Annotated in this window: 19 protein-coding genes and 1 pseudogene; 12 read left to right on the top strand and 8 right to left on the bottom strand. The window is 29.6% G+C overall.

Annotation, left to right across the window (positions count from 1 at the left end):
- Positions 1-64 precede the first annotated feature (64 nt).
- The 3 genes from AJ885_RS02570 (at position 65) to kcuS (ending at position 3,450) form a co-directional block, all read left to right on the top strand.
- Complete coding sequence (locus AJ885_RS02570; protein WP_002861611.1) at positions 65-994, top strand: ribose-phosphate pyrophosphokinase; 930 nt, start codon at positions 65-67, stop codon at positions 992-994.
- A gap of 166 nt (positions 995-1,160) precedes the next feature.
- Positions 1,161-3,272 carry a carbon starvation CstA family protein gene (locus tag AJ885_RS02565; RefSeq protein ID WP_070210063.1) on the top strand — a complete coding sequence of 704 codons (2,112 nt, stop codon included), beginning with the start codon at positions 1,161-1,163 and terminating at the stop codon, positions 3,270-3,272.
- Entirely contained in the window at positions 3,253-3,450 is a 198-nt protein-coding gene (gene kcuS / locus AJ885_RS02560) for a KCU-star family selenoprotein (RefSeq protein ID WP_002867452.1), read from the top strand. The genes AJ885_RS02565 and kcuS overlap by 20 nt, the downstream gene beginning before the upstream one ends.
- Before the next feature lie 39 nt (positions 3,451-3,489).
- On the opposite strand, the gene AJ885_RS02555 is transcribed toward kcuS, so the two are convergent.
- Positions 3,490-3,903 carry an acyl-CoA thioesterase gene (locus tag AJ885_RS02555; protein ID WP_052949397.1) on the bottom strand — a complete coding sequence of 138 codons (414 nt, stop codon included), beginning with the start codon at positions 3,901-3,903 and terminating at the stop codon, positions 3,490-3,492.
- A 61-nt stretch (positions 3,904-3,964) separates the two neighbouring features.
- On the opposite strand from AJ885_RS02555, the gene ciaB reads away from it, so the two are divergent.
- From ciaB to cysM, 3 genes are all read left to right on the top strand, one after another.
- Complete coding sequence (ciaB, locus tag AJ885_RS02550; RefSeq protein ID WP_004305962.1) at positions 3,965-5,797, top strand: invasion protein CiaB; 1,833 nt, start codon at positions 3,965-3,967, stop codon at positions 5,795-5,797.
- A 101-nt stretch (positions 5,798-5,898) separates the two neighbouring features.
- Positions 5,899-6,195, top strand: a complete 297-nt coding sequence (locus AJ885_RS02545; RefSeq protein ID WP_002861608.1) for an HU family DNA-binding protein — start codon at positions 5,899-5,901, stop codon at positions 6,193-6,195.
- Between the two features lie 126 nt (positions 6,196-6,321).
- Positions 6,322-7,221, top strand: coding sequence for a cysteine synthase B (gene cysM / locus AJ885_RS02540; protein ID WP_070210065.1), 900 nt, complete (start codon positions 6,322-6,324; stop codon positions 7,219-7,221).
- Between the two features lie 6 nt (positions 7,222-7,227).
- Here the strand turns inward: cysM and AJ885_RS02535 are convergent, their stop codons facing one another.
- From AJ885_RS02535 to AJ885_RS10090, 4 genes and pseudogenes are all read right to left on the bottom strand, one after another.
- Positions 7,228-7,788 carry an SCO family protein gene (locus AJ885_RS02535; RefSeq protein WP_070210066.1) on the bottom strand — a complete coding sequence of 187 codons (561 nt, stop codon included), beginning with the start codon at positions 7,786-7,788 and terminating at the stop codon, positions 7,228-7,230.
- Positions 7,785-8,237, bottom strand: coding sequence for a hypothetical protein (locus AJ885_RS02530; RefSeq protein ID WP_053872823.1), 453 nt, complete (start codon positions 8,235-8,237; stop codon positions 7,785-7,787). Before AJ885_RS02530 ends, AJ885_RS02535 begins: the two co-directional genes overlap by 4 nt.
- A 3-nt stretch (positions 8,238-8,240) precedes the next feature.
- Positions 8,241-8,660, bottom strand: coding sequence for a copper chaperone PCu(A)C (locus tag AJ885_RS02525; RefSeq protein WP_053872822.1), 420 nt, complete (start codon positions 8,658-8,660; stop codon positions 8,241-8,243).
- 86 nt (positions 8,661-8,746) lie between these two features.
- Positions 8,747-9,203, bottom strand: a pseudogene (locus AJ885_RS10090) (hypothetical protein).
- Between the two features lie 153 nt (positions 9,204-9,356).
- Here AJ885_RS10090 and AJ885_RS02515 point away from each other — a divergent pair.
- From AJ885_RS02515 to AJ885_RS02500, 4 genes are all read left to right on the top strand, one after another.
- Positions 9,357-10,334, top strand: a complete 978-nt coding sequence (locus AJ885_RS02515) for a murein L,D-transpeptidase family protein (RefSeq protein WP_004305957.1) — start codon at positions 9,357-9,359, stop codon at positions 10,332-10,334.
- Complete coding sequence (locus AJ885_RS02510; RefSeq protein ID WP_002861602.1) at positions 10,335-11,321, top strand: alanine racemase; 987 nt, start codon at positions 10,335-10,337, stop codon at positions 11,319-11,321. It abuts the gene before it with no gap.
- Between the two features lie 2 nt (positions 11,322-11,323).
- Positions 11,324-11,791: a tRNA (cytidine(34)-2'-O)-methyltransferase gene (locus tag AJ885_RS02505; RefSeq protein WP_053872821.1), complete on the top strand. Its 468-nt coding sequence runs from the start codon at positions 11,324-11,326 to the stop codon at positions 11,789-11,791.
- A gap of 103 nt (positions 11,792-11,894) precedes the next feature.
- Positions 11,895-13,361 carry an alanine/glycine:cation symporter family protein gene (locus tag AJ885_RS02500; RefSeq protein ID WP_070210067.1) on the top strand — a complete coding sequence of 489 codons (1,467 nt, stop codon included), beginning with the start codon at positions 11,895-11,897 and terminating at the stop codon, positions 13,359-13,361.
- A 27-nt stretch (positions 13,362-13,388) separates the two neighbouring features.
- On the opposite strand, the gene AJ885_RS02495 is transcribed toward AJ885_RS02500, so the two are convergent.
- Positions 13,389-14,117, bottom strand: coding sequence for an amino acid ABC transporter ATP-binding protein (locus tag AJ885_RS02495; protein ID WP_070210068.1), 729 nt, complete (start codon positions 14,115-14,117; stop codon positions 13,389-13,391).
- On the bottom strand, positions 14,110-14,853 hold the full coding sequence (locus AJ885_RS02490; protein WP_002861598.1) for an amino acid ABC transporter permease: 744 nt from the start codon (positions 14,851-14,853) through the stop codon (positions 14,110-14,112). Before AJ885_RS02490 ends, AJ885_RS02495 begins: the two co-directional genes overlap by 8 nt.
- An 82-nt stretch (positions 14,854-14,935) precedes the next feature.
- Here AJ885_RS02490 and AJ885_RS02485 point away from each other — a divergent pair, with 82 nt between their 5' ends.
- Together AJ885_RS02485 and AJ885_RS02480 are read left to right on the top strand one after the other, a co-directional pair.
- A complete protein-coding gene (locus AJ885_RS02485) occupies positions 14,936-15,115 on the top strand; it encodes a hypothetical protein (protein WP_079860285.1) in 180 nt (59 codons plus the stop codon).
- The gene (locus AJ885_RS02480; RefSeq protein WP_070210070.1) at positions 15,108-15,677 is read left to right on the top strand and encodes a DJ-1 family glyoxalase III; all 570 of its coding nucleotides are present in this window, start codon (positions 15,108-15,110) and stop codon (positions 15,675-15,677) included. Before AJ885_RS02485 ends, AJ885_RS02480 begins: the two co-directional genes overlap by 8 nt.
- A gap of 29 nt (positions 15,678-15,706) precedes the next feature.
- Here AJ885_RS02480 and AJ885_RS02475 read toward each other — a convergent pair whose 3' ends face one another.
- The gene (locus AJ885_RS02475; protein ID WP_070210071.1) at positions 15,707-16,072 is read right to left on the bottom strand and encodes a histidine triad nucleotide-binding protein; all 366 of its coding nucleotides are present in this window, start codon (positions 16,070-16,072) and stop codon (positions 15,707-15,709) included.
- Between the last annotated feature and the right edge of the window lie 32 nt (positions 16,073-16,104).

The raw sequence follows: 16,104 nt of genomic DNA, 5'->3' as shown, positions 1-16,104 counted from the left end.
TTTTAACATTTTTTTTATTAAAATCTTTTGTATTAATTCATAATTTTATTGATTAAGGTTTTTTATGCGAGGTTATAAAATTTTTTCAGGCTCAGCTAATGTGGAATTTGCAAGACAAGTTTCTAAATATCTTTCCCTGCCTTTAAGTGATGCTGGAGTAAAACGATTTAGTGATGGAGAGATTAGTGTTCAAATTGATGAGAGCGTACGCGGAAAGGATGTTTTTATTATTCAAAGTACTTGCGCTCCTACAAACGATAATTTAATGGAACTTTTAATTCTTACAGATGCTTTGCGTCGCTCAAGTGCAAATTCGATTACGGCTATTATCCCATATTTTGGCTATGCGAGACAAGATAGAAAAGCAAATCCTAGGGTGCCAATTACTGCTAAACTTGTGGCTAATTTGATTCAGGCAGCTGGGATTGATCGCGTAGCTACGATAGATTTGCATGCAGGGCAAATTCAGGGTTTTTTTGATATTCCAGTAGATAATCTTTATGGAAGTATAGTTTTTAATGATTATATTAAAGCCAAACATTTTAAAAATGCTATTATAGGAAGTCCAGATATAGGCGGTGTTGCAAGAGCTAGGAGTGTTGCAAAGCATTTAGGACTTGATATAGTTATAGTTGATAAGCGTCGCGAAAAAGCCAATGAAAGTGAAGTAATGAACATCATTGGAGATGTAAAAGATAAAGAAGTTATCCTAGTAGATGATATTATTGATACTGCTGGCACTATAGTTAAAGCTGCAGAAGCTTTAAAAGAAAAAGGTGCAAAATCTGTTATGGCTTGCTGTACTCATGCAGTTTTAAGTGGAAAAGCCTATGAGAGAATAGCAAGTGGAGCTTTAGATGAGCTTGTAGTAACAGATACCATACCTTTAAAAGAGCAATTACCAAATATTAAAGTATTAAGTGTTACATCTGTTTTTGCTGAAGTAATACGTCGTGTTTATCATAACGAAAGTGTAAATTCTCTCTTTATTTAGATTAAAAAAGCTTAAAGATTGTTTTTAAGCTTTTCATTTTTATGCTACTTAAAGAAACAAAAAACATATATTTTTTAAAAATGTGAAAAAACTAAACATCTTTCTATACAATTTAATCTATAAATCTGTTATTCTTTGAAAATATTTTATTTTCTTAGGAGAAATTATGACTCAGTTAAGTGCTAAAATTTTATGGTTGCTTGTTGCAACTTTAGGCGCTATTTGTTTTGGTTATTTAGCTTTACAAAATGGCGAAAGTGTATCAGCGATTTATTTGGTGGTTGCTGCTATATGTATTTATATGATAGGATATAGATTTTATGGGCATTTTGTAGCTTATAAGGTTTTAGAACTTGATAAAAATCGCGCAACACCAGCACTTGTAGAAAATGATGGGCGTGATTTTGTGCCTACAAATAAGGCTGTATTATTTGGACATCATTTTGCTGCTATTGCAGGAGCAGGTCCATTAGTAGGACCTATCTTGGCTGCTCAAATGGGATATTTGCCTTCTATGCTTTGGATTTTAGTAGGAGGAGTTTTAGCGGGTGCTGTGCATGATTTTGTTGTTCTTTTTATATCTACTCGTAGAAAAGGTAGAAGTCTTGGCGAGATGATTAAGGATGAGATGGGTAAATTTACAGGTGGAGTTGCTATGGTGGCGATTTTTGGCATTATGCTTATTATTATTGCCATTTTAGCTATGGTGGTTGTAAAAGCTTTAGCAGAATCTCCATGGGGTTTATTTACTATCGCAATGACTATTCCTATAGCAATATTTATGGGAATTTATATGCGTTTTATCCGTCCAGGTAGAGTAGGGGAGGCTTCTATAATAGGTTTTGTGCTTTTAATTTTGGCTATTCATTATGGTAGCGTTATAGCTGCTGATCCTTATTGGGCTAAAATATTTACTTTAGAAGCTCCAACTTTGGCAATTGTTATGATGGCTTATGGTTTTATTGCTTCTGTTTTACCTGTGTGGTTTTTACTTGCTCCAAGAGATTATCTTTCAACTTTTTTGAAAATCGGTGTTATTGTGGTAATGGCTGTAGCTATTGTTTTGGTTGCTCCTGATTTGCAAATGCCAAAAGCAAATACTCAGTATTTTGATGGAACAGGTCCAGTATTTGCAGGTGGAGTATTTCCATTTTTATTTATTACCATTGCTTGTGGTGCGATCAGTGGTTTTCATGCTTTGATTTCTAGTGGAACTACTCCTAAAATGCTTGAAAACGAAACTCATGCCTTAGCTGTTGGATATGGCTCTATGCTTGCTGAAAGTGCTGTGGCGATTATGGCTTTAATTTGTGCTTGTATTTTACATCCAGGTCTTTATTTTGCTATAAATTCAAGCTCTGCTTTGATAGGAACAGATGTTGTAAGTGTAGCACAAACCATTTCAAGTTGGGGATTTAGCATTACTCCTGAAGAAATTACTACTTTGACTACAAATATAGGAGAGCATACTATACTTTCAAGAACAGGTGGAGCTCCAACTTTTGCTATAGGTGTAGCTTTGATCTTGCATGAACTTTTTGGCGGCGTGGATTTGATGGCTTTTTGGTATCATTTTGCTATATTGTTTGAAGCTTTATTTATTTTAACAGCGGTGGATGCTGGGACAAGGGCTTGTCGTTTTATGGTGCAAGATATATTGGGTAATGTTTATAAACCTTTAGGAGATATTCATAATTATCCAGCTGGACTTTTGGCTACGGCTTTAAGTGTTGCAGGTTGGGGATATTTTCTTTATCAAGGTGCCATTGATCCTAAGGGAGGAATTTATACGCTTTGGCCTCTTTTTGGCGTGAGTAATCAAATGCTTGCGGGTATGGCTTTGCTTCTTGCTACAACTATACTTGTAAAAATGGGCAAGGCAAGATATACTTGGGTTACTTTAGTACCTGCGGTATTTGTCTTAGTGGCAACTCTGTATGGAGGAATTCAAAAAATTATGCCTTATGAAGAAGGCAATAAAGTAGCAAATGCGGTAAGTCATGTAGCCGCCGTTAGCATACAAAGTCAAAAAATTAAAGATTTAGAATTTAAATTAAATAACACTAAAGATGAAAAAGAAATTTCTACAATTAAAAAAGAAATTTCAATAGCCACTCAAAGTAAAGTTGGAAATTTACTTAATGCAATTCTTTGTGTGTTCTTTATGATAGCTACCTTGCTTGTTATAATTTCTTGTATAGGAATTTGCTTAGGTAAAATTAAAATTCCTCTTAAAGAAACTAAGTATATTAAGATTGATGAATTTCAAAAAATTTAAGTATTATTATGAAAAAGCCGAAAGGTTTTTTCATCCCTTGGTGGGACTTTCTAGTTATGATAAGTATTTAGAACACATGAAACAAAAACATCCAGGAAAAATTCCAAAAACCAGAGGGGAATTTTTCAAAGAATGTCTAGATAAAAAATATAATAGTGGCGGTTTAAATAAATGCTGATAAGCTTAAAGGATAAAGTTTTATCATACAAAATAAGCTTTAAGCATTTAAAAAGCCATGAATTCTTTTAAGTTCTTCAGTAATAGGCTTTTTCTTTCCATCTCTTGTAACACTTACGTAAGTTACTAAAGCCGAAGTTACATTAATGCAAGAAGTACAACCTTGAGAATCCACTCTTTGAGCTGTGACTTCTACTTCAACGCTGATTGAAGTGTTGCCCACATTTACAACTTTAGAGTAACAAGAAATTATATCACCTATAAAAACAGGTTCTTTAAAAACTACTTTATCCATAGAGATGGTTACAACGCGTTCAGGAGAAAGTTCTCTTGCTGCGATAGCTCCTGCTAAATCGATTTGTGAAAGTATCCATCCGCCAAAAATATTTCCTGCTGGATTTGTATCGCTTGGCATGGCTACAATTTTTAATTTTGGTTCTCCCATATCTCTCATTTTTACTCCTTATTTTAAAAAATGAATTATAATTAAAAAAGTTAAAAAGGAGAATAAAAGTATGAATAATTTTAAAGAAATAGCTAAATTGGTTAGAAAATACAAAGAAAGAAATAATGCGTTATATGAGTTTTTAGACAAAGAAGATGTGGGTGAGTATTTTAGATCTTTGATTTCTTTAAGCGAATTAAAACAAGATAAAACAACTATGCTAGCCATACTTAGGCGTTTGGTTGATTTAAAGGAAGAAAATTTAGTTCAAGAGTGGAAAAAAAACAACTTTAAGGAAGATAAGATTATAGAGTTAAAACATAAGTTCTATGAAGAGATTAGAAAGTTTTATGAAAAAGAACATCAAAATTTAATTAATGAAATAAAAGAGAAAAAGCTTTTAAATAATTTTTATCAGTCCTTAATACAAGGAGTGCATAATATAGGTTTAATTATGAATATTTTTGAAATTTCTTGGACTAAAGAAATTATAGAAAAAAATAATAAAATTTTATCTACTCAATTTCCAAATTTAGATGATGCAATGGAATTTTTGCGTAAAAATCGTTTATATCAAAAAACTTCAGAAGGAGAAATTTGTGAGCGAAGCTATGGTGTTTTAGTTAGAATAGGAAATTTATGGAAATTTGTTCCTTATGCGAGATTTTTCGAGAATGAAATTTTAAAATTAGAATTTGCTTTTGAAAATATGATTGATCAACTAAAAATATTTGCTAGCAACGAAGAGGAAAAAGCTTATATAGAATATTTTGAAAAATTAAAATTGGCGTTTTGCGAAAAAGATGAAGATAGGGTTATAAAAGCTTGGCAAGAAGCTGAATTTGCTTGGATGAAAGTAAAATCACCTTTACAAGTGGGACATCCTTTAGAATATTATGAAGATAATTACACTCATGCGGTGGCATTAGAATGGGATATAAGAATAGAAGATGAGAATGATTTTGATGTTTTGAAATTTGGTAGTGAAATTAAGGAAAGTTTTGAACATGTTTATAAAAATATAGGACTTGAAGATTGTGAATTAGAAAAAGAAGTTTTATCTAATATAGAAAAAACTCAACTTTATATTTGCACTCCGATGATATTTTATGGTGCTGAACTTAAAGGTTTATTCTCAGCTCAAGTCGTTCCAAATGATGAGTTTGTAAGTTCTAAGGCGGGCAAAAAAATATTTGCCTTTATAAATTTTGTATATGAAAATGCTAAAACAAAGCCTTTTATGAAAATTTCTAGCGAGATTTTTGATAAAGAATTTTTGGATTTTGGAAGAAATATTTTATTTTATCAGGAAAAAATTTGGAAAAGGGTTTATGAAGTATCAACTATAGGCCATGAATTTGGTCATATATTTTTTATTGCTAATGATACTGAAAAAACAATGAATCAGAGTGGTTTTTTTAAAAATATAGAAGAATATAAAGCTACTACAGGTGGACTTATAAATTTCTTTTATCACGAACAAGATGACTTGATAATGCCTGTTTTTCATGAACTTATAAAAAGGGCTATTGGACTTATTTCTTGGCAAAGGGTTGATGAAGTTAGACCTTATTATACAGAAGGACTTATTCATCTTAGTTTGCTTTTTGAAAGTGAAGTATTGATTTTTGAAAATAATAATTTGAAGATAAATTTTGATTTAGGGCATTATGAAAAATTTAAAGAACTAACTTTAAAAAATTATCATGAATTGGCAAAACACTATGCTTTAAGACTTGATGCAAAAGAGTTTTTAAGTAGATTTTGTGAAATTGAAGATGATATTTTTCTTCCTATTATGCCTAAGTGTAAAGAATTTGTTAAATTTTATTATGATTTATACGAGAAAATTGGTAATGAAATTGATAATAGCGGAGAATTTGAAAGATATAAGAAAAAATAATAAAGTTTTTTGAAAAAAACTTAAAAAAAGCTGTTTTTTACTTGATATTGTTTTTTAAATATGCTAAAATTAGGCGTTTCAATTAAAACAAAGGAGCTTTTATGACTAAAGCAGATTTCATTTCATTAGTTGCTCAAACAGCTGGGCTAACAAAAAAAGACGCTACTACTGCTACTGATGCAGTTATTTCTACTATTACTGATGTTTTAGCTAAAGGTGATAGCATCAGTTTTATTGGTTTTGGTACTTTTTCAACTCAAGAAAGAGCTGCTAGAGAAGCTAGAGTACCAAGCACAGGAAAAACAATTAAAGTTCCTGCTACAAGAGTTGCAAAATTTAAGGTAGGTAAAAACCTTAAAGAAGCTGTTGCAAAAGCAAGCAACAAAAAGAAAAAATAAAACTTCGGCTAGATAAATTCTAGCCTTCTTTCTTGATTGATTCGGATATTTTGCATCTTTTATTTACTTTATTTTTTTAAACTTTTATAAAACTATCATTATTAAATAAAAAAGGATATTAAAATTATGAAAGTACATGAAAAAGTAAGTGAGCTTATAGGAAATACTCCCATTATACATTTGAAAAAATTTGGTATCAATGTTTTTGCTAAATGCGAATTTTTAAATCCTAGTCATTCTATAAAAGATAGAGCAGCTTTTGAAATGATTAAAGATGCTTTAGATAGTAAAAAAATTAATCAAGATACTACAATAGTTGAAGCAACTAGTGGGAATACTGGAATTTCTTTGGCTATGATTTGTGCAGATTTGGGACTTAAATTTATTGCTGTAATGCCTGAATCTATGAGTTTAGAAAGAAGAAAAATGATAACACTCTTTGGCGCTAGGTTAGAATTAACTCCTGCAAATTTAGGAATGAAAGGAGCGGTTGATAAAGCAAATGAAATATTGTTAAATACTCCAAATTCTTTTATGATTTCTCAATTTGAAAATATTTCAAATAAAAATGCGCATCGTAAGAATACGGCTTTAGAAATTTTAAGAGATTTGGATAATAAACTTGATATTTTTGTAGCTGGTTTTGGAACTGGCGGTACTATTAGTGGAGTTGGGGAAATACTAAAAGAAAAATTAGAAAAAGTGCATATTGTTGGAGTCGAGCCTCTAAATTCTCCATTGCTTAGCAAAGGTGAAGCGGGAAGCCATAAAATACAAGGAATAGGGGCGAATTTTATACCTGCTATTTTAAATAAAGAAGTTATAGATGAAGTGATCACGGTAAGTAATGAAGATGCTATAAATACAGCCAAAGAACTTGCCAAAAGTGGTTTAATGGTAGGTATATCAAGTGGAGCAAATGTATTTGCCGCAAGTATGCTAGCAAAGAAATTTCCAGATAAAAGAATTTTAACTATGCTAAACGATACGGCTGAAAGATACCTCTCAACTGATCTTTTTGCTTAAGTATGATTATTGAGAATTTAGAAAAATTCTAAGTTCTCTTAAAATTTCTTGTGGATTTAAATCGCTAATTTCTTTATAAAAATGACCTTTTTCATCAATAAGATAAAGCATATTGCTATGTGCTATAGAATAACCCATAAAAGAATCATTTAGATCTATTTTTTGATATTGAATATTATATTGTTTTGTTATTTTTTGAAGAGTTTTTTCATCTTTTGCAATTAAAGCATCTGCTTTTGGGTAAAAGTATCGTAACCATTCGTTTGTATTACTTAAGTTATTATCTCTATTTAGATCTAAAGAAATAAAAAGAAGGTGAGCCTTAGGATTATTGATTTGCTTTAAGGCTTTGCCTACTAAACTAAGAGTTGCCGGACAAACATCAGGGCAATAAGTGTATCCAAAATAGATAATAAGCTTATCTCCTTTAAAATCTTTTAGGGTGGCTTCCTCTTTTAAATCTGATTTCAAGATAAAATCATAAGAATTTTGATGATTTTTAATAAAAAATATTACACCTAAAATAATGGCAACTATAACTATAAATAAAATAATATTTTTTTTCATTTTTTTAGCTCAAAATCAAAATAAAACCCTATGGGTTTATTATTATCCATAAATTCTACCCTAAAACGCATAGTATCTAAAACACAAGTAGCAAGAACTATTTTGCTTTCATAGTCTGTTGAATTTAATCGATGTATTTTAGGCTTAATTTCACCCATATACATATTTAATCCATAAATTTTAATTCCTAAGTTGTTATAATTTCCTAGATTTACAATCTTTAGATTTGTAACATCTAAAGATTGTAAGGGTTTAGGATTTAGGGAAATTAAGACTTCTTTATTATTAAAACTATATGTGCAGTCTTTAACATTAAGATCGCAAGTCAATGGGGTGGAAAAATCAGCTTTTGTTATTTTTTGAGAATCTTTTATTATATAAAAATCAAAAATAATATATAAAGTAGCAATAACAAAAGCAAAAGCTAGGATAAAAATAATTTTTCTCATTAATTAGAATTCTTTAGAATCAATATTTTTTAACTCTATGGTTTTGTGATTATTAAATTTTAAATCTAAATTTACCTTCATATCTTTAATAATAGGTTTTTTTAGTTTTAAAAGCATTATATGGTAACCTCCTGATTTAAGCTCTGTGCTTGAATGAGCTTTTATAATAATTTCAGGAATTTTTTGCATCATCATTTTTCCATCTTTGTGTATATGTGTATGCAGTTCACTTGCTTCACTGATATCGCTTTTGACGCCTATTAAAGCAATATCTTTATCAGTATTATTAAAAATGGTAAGAAAAATAGCACTATTTTTCGCATGAGGTGGAGTTTGTTTTACAAAAGCATTTTTTACCTCTATATCATTAACAGCCCAAAGATTTACAGCAAAAAGAGCGCCTAAGAGAAGAATTTTTTTCATATTTGCATCCTTATTTTTATAATATTAAATATTTGTTCATTATATCAAAAAATATTTTTATTTGAATATAAATTTTTTAAAATCTTTCAATGTGTATTACCTGTTTGAAAATTTTTTGCATAGTAACATCACAATCAAAGAAAAAACCAGCTGGATAAAAATTCAACCCTAAATCTAGAATCATTGGTAATACTTCTATCTATAAAATTTATAAGAATATCACCATTAACTATATAAATTTTTTAGGAATGATATCGCCTATATTAGGAATTTAAACTATAAATTTTAATCTTTAAATTAGAATAATGAGGAGAATTTTTAATTTTTATAGTAGTTTTATTGAAAATTTTTATAGGTTTTGGGTAGGCTGAAACTTCAATATTTTTTTATTAAAAGAAAAAACACAATCTTGTAAATTTAAGTCACAAGCTAGATCTTGGCATGTATTTAAGCTAAATATACTTTCTTTTTATCATATAATGCATAAAAAGCTAAAAACAAAATGCCTAAAAAGATATTTCTATAAAAATTTCTTACCACTATAGACAACCTTTTAAAACAAGCCTTTATGATTTATAAAAATTATATCATAAATAAGGTCGCATTATTAATATAATTAATATTTTTTAAGAAAAAAAATATTATAATCACAAACATTTTTGACTTAAAAAATTTTGAAATACCTAAGGAAAAACATTGTTAAAACGACTTACTTTATTAATTACACTTTCTTCATTGATGTTGCATGCCTCAGATCTTGTTAAAATTTATCTTAATCAAGGGTTAGATGCTGTTGGCGTAGCGATTGAAAAAGAATTAACTCAAAAGGATTTTTGGTTAAGTGAAATAGGAGATAAAAATATTTCACTCGGATATTATGATGATAATGTTGCTATCGTGCTTGCAAATAAAACAGATAAAATTCTCCGTGTTTATTCTTACGAGGATGGAAAAATAAGAAAAGATTTTGAACAAAAAGAAATAATAACTGGATTAATGGGCGATAAAAAAATAGAAGGAGATTTGAAAACGCCAGTAGGTTTTTATGAGCTAGGTCGTAAGTTTAATCCAGGTGATCCTTATTATGGTCCCTTTGCTTTTGCTACAACTTATCCAAATTTACTTGATAAAGTACAAGGAAAAACAGGTGGTGGTATTTGGATCCATGGCTATCCTTTAGATGGTTCTAGACTTGATGAATTTAAAACAAGAGGGTGTATTGCTTTATTTAATAACAATTTGGAGAAATTTGCACAAGTTGTGCAAGACAAAAAAGTTTTTGTTATGACAGAAGAAAAAGAAAAAATTAGAGCTAAAAAGGATCAAATAGCTAGTTTATTGGCTGATCTTTTTACATGGAAACTAGCTTGGACAAATAGTGATACTAATACCTATTTAAGTTTTTATGATGAGCAAGAATTTAAACGTTTTGATAAAATGAAATTTGAACAGTTTGCTTCCATGAAAAAATCTATTTTTTCTCGTAAAGAAGATAAAAAGATTAAATTTTCAGATATTAATATCAGCCCTTATCCGAATTTAGAAAATGAAACTATGTATAGAATTTCATTTTATGAGGATTATTACACTAAAAACTATCAGTTTAGAGGCGATAAAATTTTATACGTTAAGATAGATAGTAAAGGTAAAATGAAAATTTTAGCAGAGCAATAAATGTCTTTAATAAAAATTGATCAAAAAGCTTATGAATATAATTTAAGACATATTGCTAAAAAAATAGGGAGTTTTCAAAGATTAATTTGCGTTTTTAAAGATAATGCATATGGACATGGAGCTAAGCTTTTAGCTCCATTAGCCAAAAATTTAGGAGTTTCTTTTGTTGCTGTTAAGAGTGAAGAAGAAGCTCAAGAAATCGAAGAATTTTTTGAGAATATATTAATACTATCACATCGTCCTCATGGTAATGAAAATTCTCGATTTATTTATGCTTTAAATGATATTTCCCAAGTAAAAAAATACAAGCAAGATATAAAAATACATCTAAAAATAGATACAGGCATGCATCGCAACGGAATTTGTGTAGAAAATTTAGAGCATGCTATAAATCTTATTCGAAGTAGTGATTTAAAACTTACTGGAATGTTTACACATTTTGCTAGTGCAGATGAAATGGATGGAAGTTTTTTTGTTCAAAAAGAAAATTTTCAAAAAGCTAAAAAGATAGTAAAAAAATATTTTTCAAATTTATTATTTCATTCGCATAATTCTGCAGCATTATTTAGAGGGAAAATTCCTGAAGATGAATATTGTAGAGTTGGGCTTGTTCAATTTGGATACGGGGAATCAAATTTAAAAAGAGTTTTAAGTTTGTATGCTCATAGATTAAGTCAAAGGATTTTACAAAAAGGACAGAGTATAGGATATGGAGGCATTTTTACTGCTGCAAAGGATATGGAAGTAGCAACTTATGATTTGGGTTATGCTGATGGTCTTTTCCGTTACAATGGAAAAGGGGAGTTAGTGCTTGGAAATGGAAAAGTAATACTTGGAAAGATGTCAATGGATAGTTTTTCTTGTGAAAATTCTGGCGAGGAAATTTGCGTGTTTAAAGATGCTGATATTTGGGCTGATTTTTTTCATACTATTAACTATGAAATTTTAGTAAAATTAAACCCTAACATTCAAAGAGTTTTAGTATAAATATGTTTAATATAGTTTTAGTTCACCCTAGAATACCGCAAAATACAGGTAGTATAGGTAGAATGTGCTTTAATGCTGGTTTTAAACTTCATATTGTTAAACCAACTGTTTTTGATGTTTCTCAAAAAGCTGTTAGAAGAGCAGGGCTTGATTACTGGGATAAATTAGAGCCTATTATTTGGGAGAATCTTGAAGAATTTTTAAATGAAAATATTATTTATAAAAATCGCTTTTTTTTCGCAACAACTAAGAGTCAAAAAGCTTATTTTGATGCAGAATTTCAAAAAAATGATTTCTTATTCTTTGGAAGTGAGAGTTATGGCTTACCTATGGAATTAATGCAAATAAATTGGGAAAATGCTATAACTATACCTATGAAATCTTATGGAAGAAGTTTAAATTTAGCTACAAGCGTTGGTATAATTTCTTATGAAGCTTTAAGACAAAATTTTAGCAATTTTGTTTCTTAAAAGTTTCAAATTTACACAATAACTTAAAACAAATAAAATCATAAAGTCCTTTTTATAAAAATTATGTTAAAGTAAAATTTAGATTATTTTTTGAGGAGTTTGGATGAATTTAGATATTATGCTAGATTTTGCCAATAAAGCGTCTGATATTATAGCTAATAAGATTGTCCCAAATACAGACATTATTATGGTAGTTTTACTTATTGTTTGTGGGCTTTATTATAGTTTTTTAACTCGCTTTGTTCAGTTTCGTATGTTGAGTTCTGTATTTAAAATTCTTACAGAAAAAAACAAAGGACACACTAAAGAACATATTTCACCTTTTCAGGCATTGATGATCTCAACTGCTTCTAGAGTTGGTATAGGAAATATCGCTGGAATTTCTTTGGCATTGGCTACAGGTGGCGCTGGTGCTTTATTTTGGATGTGGGTTATGGCATTTTTTGGTGGTGCCTCAGCATTTGCTGAAAGTACCTTAGCTCAAGTTTACAAATCAAAAGATGATACAGGTGGTTTTAAAGGTGGTCCAGCTTATTATATAAAAAAAGCCTTAGGCTCACATTTTTTTGGAGCTTTTTTTGCTTTTATTCTTATTATTACTTATGCTTATGGATTTAACGGACTTCAAAGTCAAACAATGACTTCGTCTTTTAAAGTTTATTATGATATGTTTAATCCAAATGCTGCTGTAGATTTTGCATCAAGTTCTTGGCCAATGATTATTGGTATTGTTTTAACTATTTTTGGTGCATGGATGTTTTTTTCTCACCATACTAAAATAGGTAAAATTAGTTCTTTAATTGTTCCTTTTATGGCTTTAGCTTATGTTTTACTTGCCGTGATTGCTGTTTTAATGAATTTTGATAAAATTCCTTCTGTGGTTCATATGATTTTACAAAGTGCTTTTGATTTTAAAGCGATTTTTGGTGGTTTTGCTGGTTCTGCTTTAGTTATAGGGATTAAAAGAGGACTTTTTTCAAATGAAGCGGGTATGGGCTCAGCACCTAATGCAGCTGCAGCAGCTTTGACAAGTCATCCAGCCAAACAAGGTGTTATACAAGCCTTTTCGGTTCTAATTGATGTTGTTGTTTGTACAAGTTCTGGATTTTTAGTTCTTTTTTCTATGGCATATTTAGGGCTTGGAGAAAGTAAAATTGATGGTGGAATGCCTTTAGTTCAAGAAGCTATGCGTGAGTATTATGGTAGCTTTGGAATCCATTTTATTACTATAGCTATTGTTCTTTTTGCAATAACTTCTTTAATAGGAAATTATTATTATGCTCAAGCTAATGTTAAGTATTTAACAAATTCCAAATTTGCAATGAATTTGTTTAGAATTACAGCTGTGGCTATGATTTTTATAGGTTCTCAAATGAATTTAAAACTTGCTTGGAATTTGGCTGATTTGACTATGGCCTTCATGGCAACGACAAATATTATATCTTTATTGCTTTTAGGTGGTATAGTAAATAAAGTTTTAAAAGATTTTAATACACAACAAAAATCTGGTATAGATCCTAAATTTAACGCTAGCAAACTTGGAATTAAAAACGCTGAATGTTGGGATTAAAATTCATAAGCCTTAGTGGCTTATGAATTAATGATTTAAAACTTTGTTTAAAAATTCTCTCAATCTTTCATTGTTAGGATTTTCAAATACTTCTTTAGGGCTTGAATCAACAGCAATTTTTCCTTTATCCATAAAAAATATACGATTGGCAACATTTCTAGCAAAACCCATTTCATGGGTTACCACAAGCATAGTTAAACCTTCTTTTGCAACATCTTTCATAATGCTTAGAACCTCACCTATCATTTCAGGATCTAGAGCTGAAGTAGGTTCATCAAATAAAATAACATCAGGATTCATCATCAAGCTTCTAGCAATAGCTATGCGTTGTTTTTGTCCACCAGAGAGCTTATGGGGCATTATATTTTCTTTGTCTGCTAAACCCACCTTAGCAAGAAGTATTTTTGCTTTTTTTATGGCTTCTTCTTGACTTAAAATTCCTGTTTTAATGGGCGTTAAACATAAATTTTCCATAACATTTTTATTAGCAAAAAGATTAAAATGCTGAAATACCATGCTAACTTTTTGCCTGATCTTATTAATATCAATTTCTTTATCAAGTATGTTTTGCTTATTGATTAAAATTTCCCCACTATCAGCTACTTCTAAGCGATTGATGCAGCGTAAAAATGTACTTTTTCCGCCTCCACTTGGACCTATGATAGCTATTACATCGCCTTTTGAGATTGTAGTGTTAATATTTTTTAAAACTTCTAATTCTCCATATTTTTTTTGTAAATTTTTAACTTCAATCATTTTTATTCATCCTAAGTTCAAGTTTTTTTGCAAAATAACTAAAAATTTTTACACTTACGTAATAAACAAGTCCAGTGAAAATAATAGGTTTTGGATTGTAAAGTACGGCTTGCAAGCTTTGACTTTGCATGGTAATATCAACAACACTAATAAATCCTACAACAGAAGTTTCCTTAAATAAAGAAATAAATTCATTAGCTAATGCAGGTAGAATGTTTTTAGTAGCCTGAGGAAGAATAATTTCTTTCATTGAAGTTTTGTAATCAAGTCCCATTGCTCTTGCAGCTTCCATTTGTCCTTTATCCACACTATTAATGCCACTTCTTACAATTTCTGCTATATAAGCCGAGCTATTAAGTCCTAGTGCAAGAATGGCTGCATAAAGGTTATCTATAAAAGTAAAAATTACAAAAGCAAAAATCATCAATTGTAAAATTACTGGTGTTCCTCGTATAATGTCTATATATTCATCTATAATAAAATTAAGTGTTTTAAATTTAGAGAAGCGTAAAATAGCTAAGCTAAAACCAATAATCACTCCGATAATAACAGCACAAGCAGTTAATAAAAGCGTAATAAGATAACTTTTTAAATAAGCTTTTGCGTTTTCTGTATAGCCATAGCTTACAACTCCACTAGGATCTTGAATTTTTAATATTTCTATCGGGAAAGAAAAATAGCCCCATAAAATAATAATAACAAAAAAAACAAAAATTCTTATATTTTTCTGATTCAATTTGTAAACCTTTTCAGAGAAATTATTTAAAAAAAGATTTTATAGAAATATCTTTGAATTTTCTCTAAAGATTTAAAAAAATATGTTAGAATTTCCTAAAAATAAGGTTGTATTTATGGAAATTTTAGATTTCATTCTAATAGCTATTTTTGTGTTTTTAATGATTGTTTTGGTCATAGGATTCAATCATCAAATGATGCAAAAAAACAAAGAAAGAGAAGAAAGATTTAAAAAATATAAAAAAGGAGAACAAAATGAGTAAAAAAGTATTAATTCCATTGGCTCAAGGTTTTGAAGAAGCTGAATTTATAGGAATTGCAGATGTTTTAAAACGAGCAAGAGAATTAAATCCAGATTTGGAAGTTGTTATAGCTTCGCTAAATAGTGAGTTATTAGTAAAGGGTGCTAATGGCATTAGTGTAAAAGCAGATTATTCTATAGAGGATGTTGATATAGAAAATTTAGATGCCATTGCTTTGGCGGGTGGTTTTGAAGGTATGATGAATCTTAAGAATTCAAATATTATTTTAAATATCATTAAACAACTTCATAGCAACAATAAAATTGTTGCCGCAATCTGTGCTTCTCCTATAGTCTTAAATGAAGCAGGTGTTTTAGAGGGCGAGTTTGCTTGCTATCCTAGTTGTGAAGTTGGACTTAATGGAAATCGTGTTAACAAGGCTGTAGTTGTAAATAAAAATGTTATAACTTCAGCAGGTCCAGCTACGGCAATTCTTTTTGGTTTAGAATTAGCTAAAAAGTTATGCGGTGATGAAATTTATCAAAAATTATATGAGGGAATGTTGCTACCTTTGACAAAATAATTTAAATGGTAGTTTTTCTACCATTTAAATTAAAATAAAGCTTGAGGATTTTCTTTTTTTGTTTTTTCCTTAGGCAGTTCAAAACCTCCAAGCATATGAAAATGCAAATGAAAAACTTCTTGTCCACTATTTTTTCCACAGTTTGTTACCAAGCGATATCCACTTTTATCTACGCCTAAAAGAACAGCTAGTTCTTGTATGAAACTTGTCATTTTGGCCATAAGTTCAGGATCAAATTCTTGAAAGTCTTTAAAATGTTTTTTAGGGATTATAAGTATATGTATGGGTGCTTTGGGTGCAATATCATGAAATGCTAGAAAATCGTCACTTTCAAGTACTTTATTGCATGAAAGTTTACCTTCAACTATGAGTTCAAAAATTGTTTTTTCTTGCATTATTTATCCTTTTTTATTGTTGGTTTGATACA

This window comes from Campylobacter sp. BCW_6464 (assembly GCF_001762775.1).
Taxonomy (GTDB): Bacteria; Campylobacterota; Campylobacteria; order Campylobacterales; family Campylobacteraceae; genus Campylobacter_D; species Campylobacter_D jejuni.
The sequence above is the reverse complement of the archived record's forward strand: the minus strand, read 5'-3'. Positions and strand labels throughout refer to the sequence as shown.

Bases quoted from the DNA above. Each gene is read 5' to 3' on its own strand.
- AJ885_RS02570 (WP_002861611.1), top strand. From the start codon at position 65: ATGCGAGGTTATAAAATTTTTTCAGGCTCAGCTAATGTGGAATTTGCA.
- AJ885_RS02565 (WP_070210063.1), top strand. From the start codon at position 1,161: ATGACTCAGTTAAGTGCTAAAATTTTATGGTTGCTTGTTGCAACTTTA.
- kcuS (WP_002867452.1), top strand. From the start codon at position 3,253: ATGAATTTCAAAAAATTTAAGTATTATTATGAAAAAGCCGAAAGGTTT.
- AJ885_RS02555 (WP_052949397.1), bottom strand. From the start codon at position 3,903: ATGAGAGATATGGGAGAACCAAAATTAAAAATTGTAGCCATGCCAAGC.
- ciaB (WP_004305962.1), top strand. From the start codon at position 3,965: ATGAATAATTTTAAAGAAATAGCTAAATTGGTTAGAAAATACAAAGAA.
- AJ885_RS02545 (WP_002861608.1), top strand. From the start codon at position 5,899: ATGACTAAAGCAGATTTCATTTCATTAGTTGCTCAAACAGCTGGGCTA.
- cysM (WP_070210065.1), top strand. From the start codon at position 6,322: ATGAAAGTACATGAAAAAGTAAGTGAGCTTATAGGAAATACTCCCATT.
- AJ885_RS02535 (WP_070210066.1), bottom strand. From the start codon at position 7,788: ATGAAAAAAAATATTATTTTATTTATAGTTATAGTTGCCATTATTTTA.
- AJ885_RS02530 (WP_053872823.1), bottom strand. From the start codon at position 8,237: ATGAGAAAAATTATTTTTATCCTAGCTTTTGCTTTTGTTATTGCTACT.
- AJ885_RS02525 (WP_053872822.1), bottom strand. From the start codon at position 8,660: ATGAAAAAAATTCTTCTCTTAGGCGCTCTTTTTGCTGTAAATCTTTGG.
- AJ885_RS02510 (WP_002861602.1), top strand. From the start codon at position 10,335: ATGTCTTTAATAAAAATTGATCAAAAAGCTTATGAATATAATTTAAGA.
- AJ885_RS02505 (WP_053872821.1), top strand. From the start codon at position 11,324: ATGTTTAATATAGTTTTAGTTCACCCTAGAATACCGCAAAATACAGGT.
- AJ885_RS02500 (WP_070210067.1), top strand. From the start codon at position 11,895: ATGAATTTAGATATTATGCTAGATTTTGCCAATAAAGCGTCTGATATT.
- AJ885_RS02495 (WP_070210068.1), bottom strand. From the start codon at position 14,117: ATGATTGAAGTTAAAAATTTACAAAAAAAATATGGAGAATTAGAAGTT.
- AJ885_RS02485 (WP_079860285.1), top strand. From the start codon at position 14,936: ATGTTAGAATTTCCTAAAAATAAGGTTGTATTTATGGAAATTTTAGAT.
- AJ885_RS02480 (WP_070210070.1), top strand. From the start codon at position 15,108: ATGAGTAAAAAAGTATTAATTCCATTGGCTCAAGGTTTTGAAGAAGCT.
- AJ885_RS02475 (WP_070210071.1), bottom strand. From the start codon at position 16,072: ATGCAAGAAAAAACAATTTTTGAACTCATAGTTGAAGGTAAACTTTCA.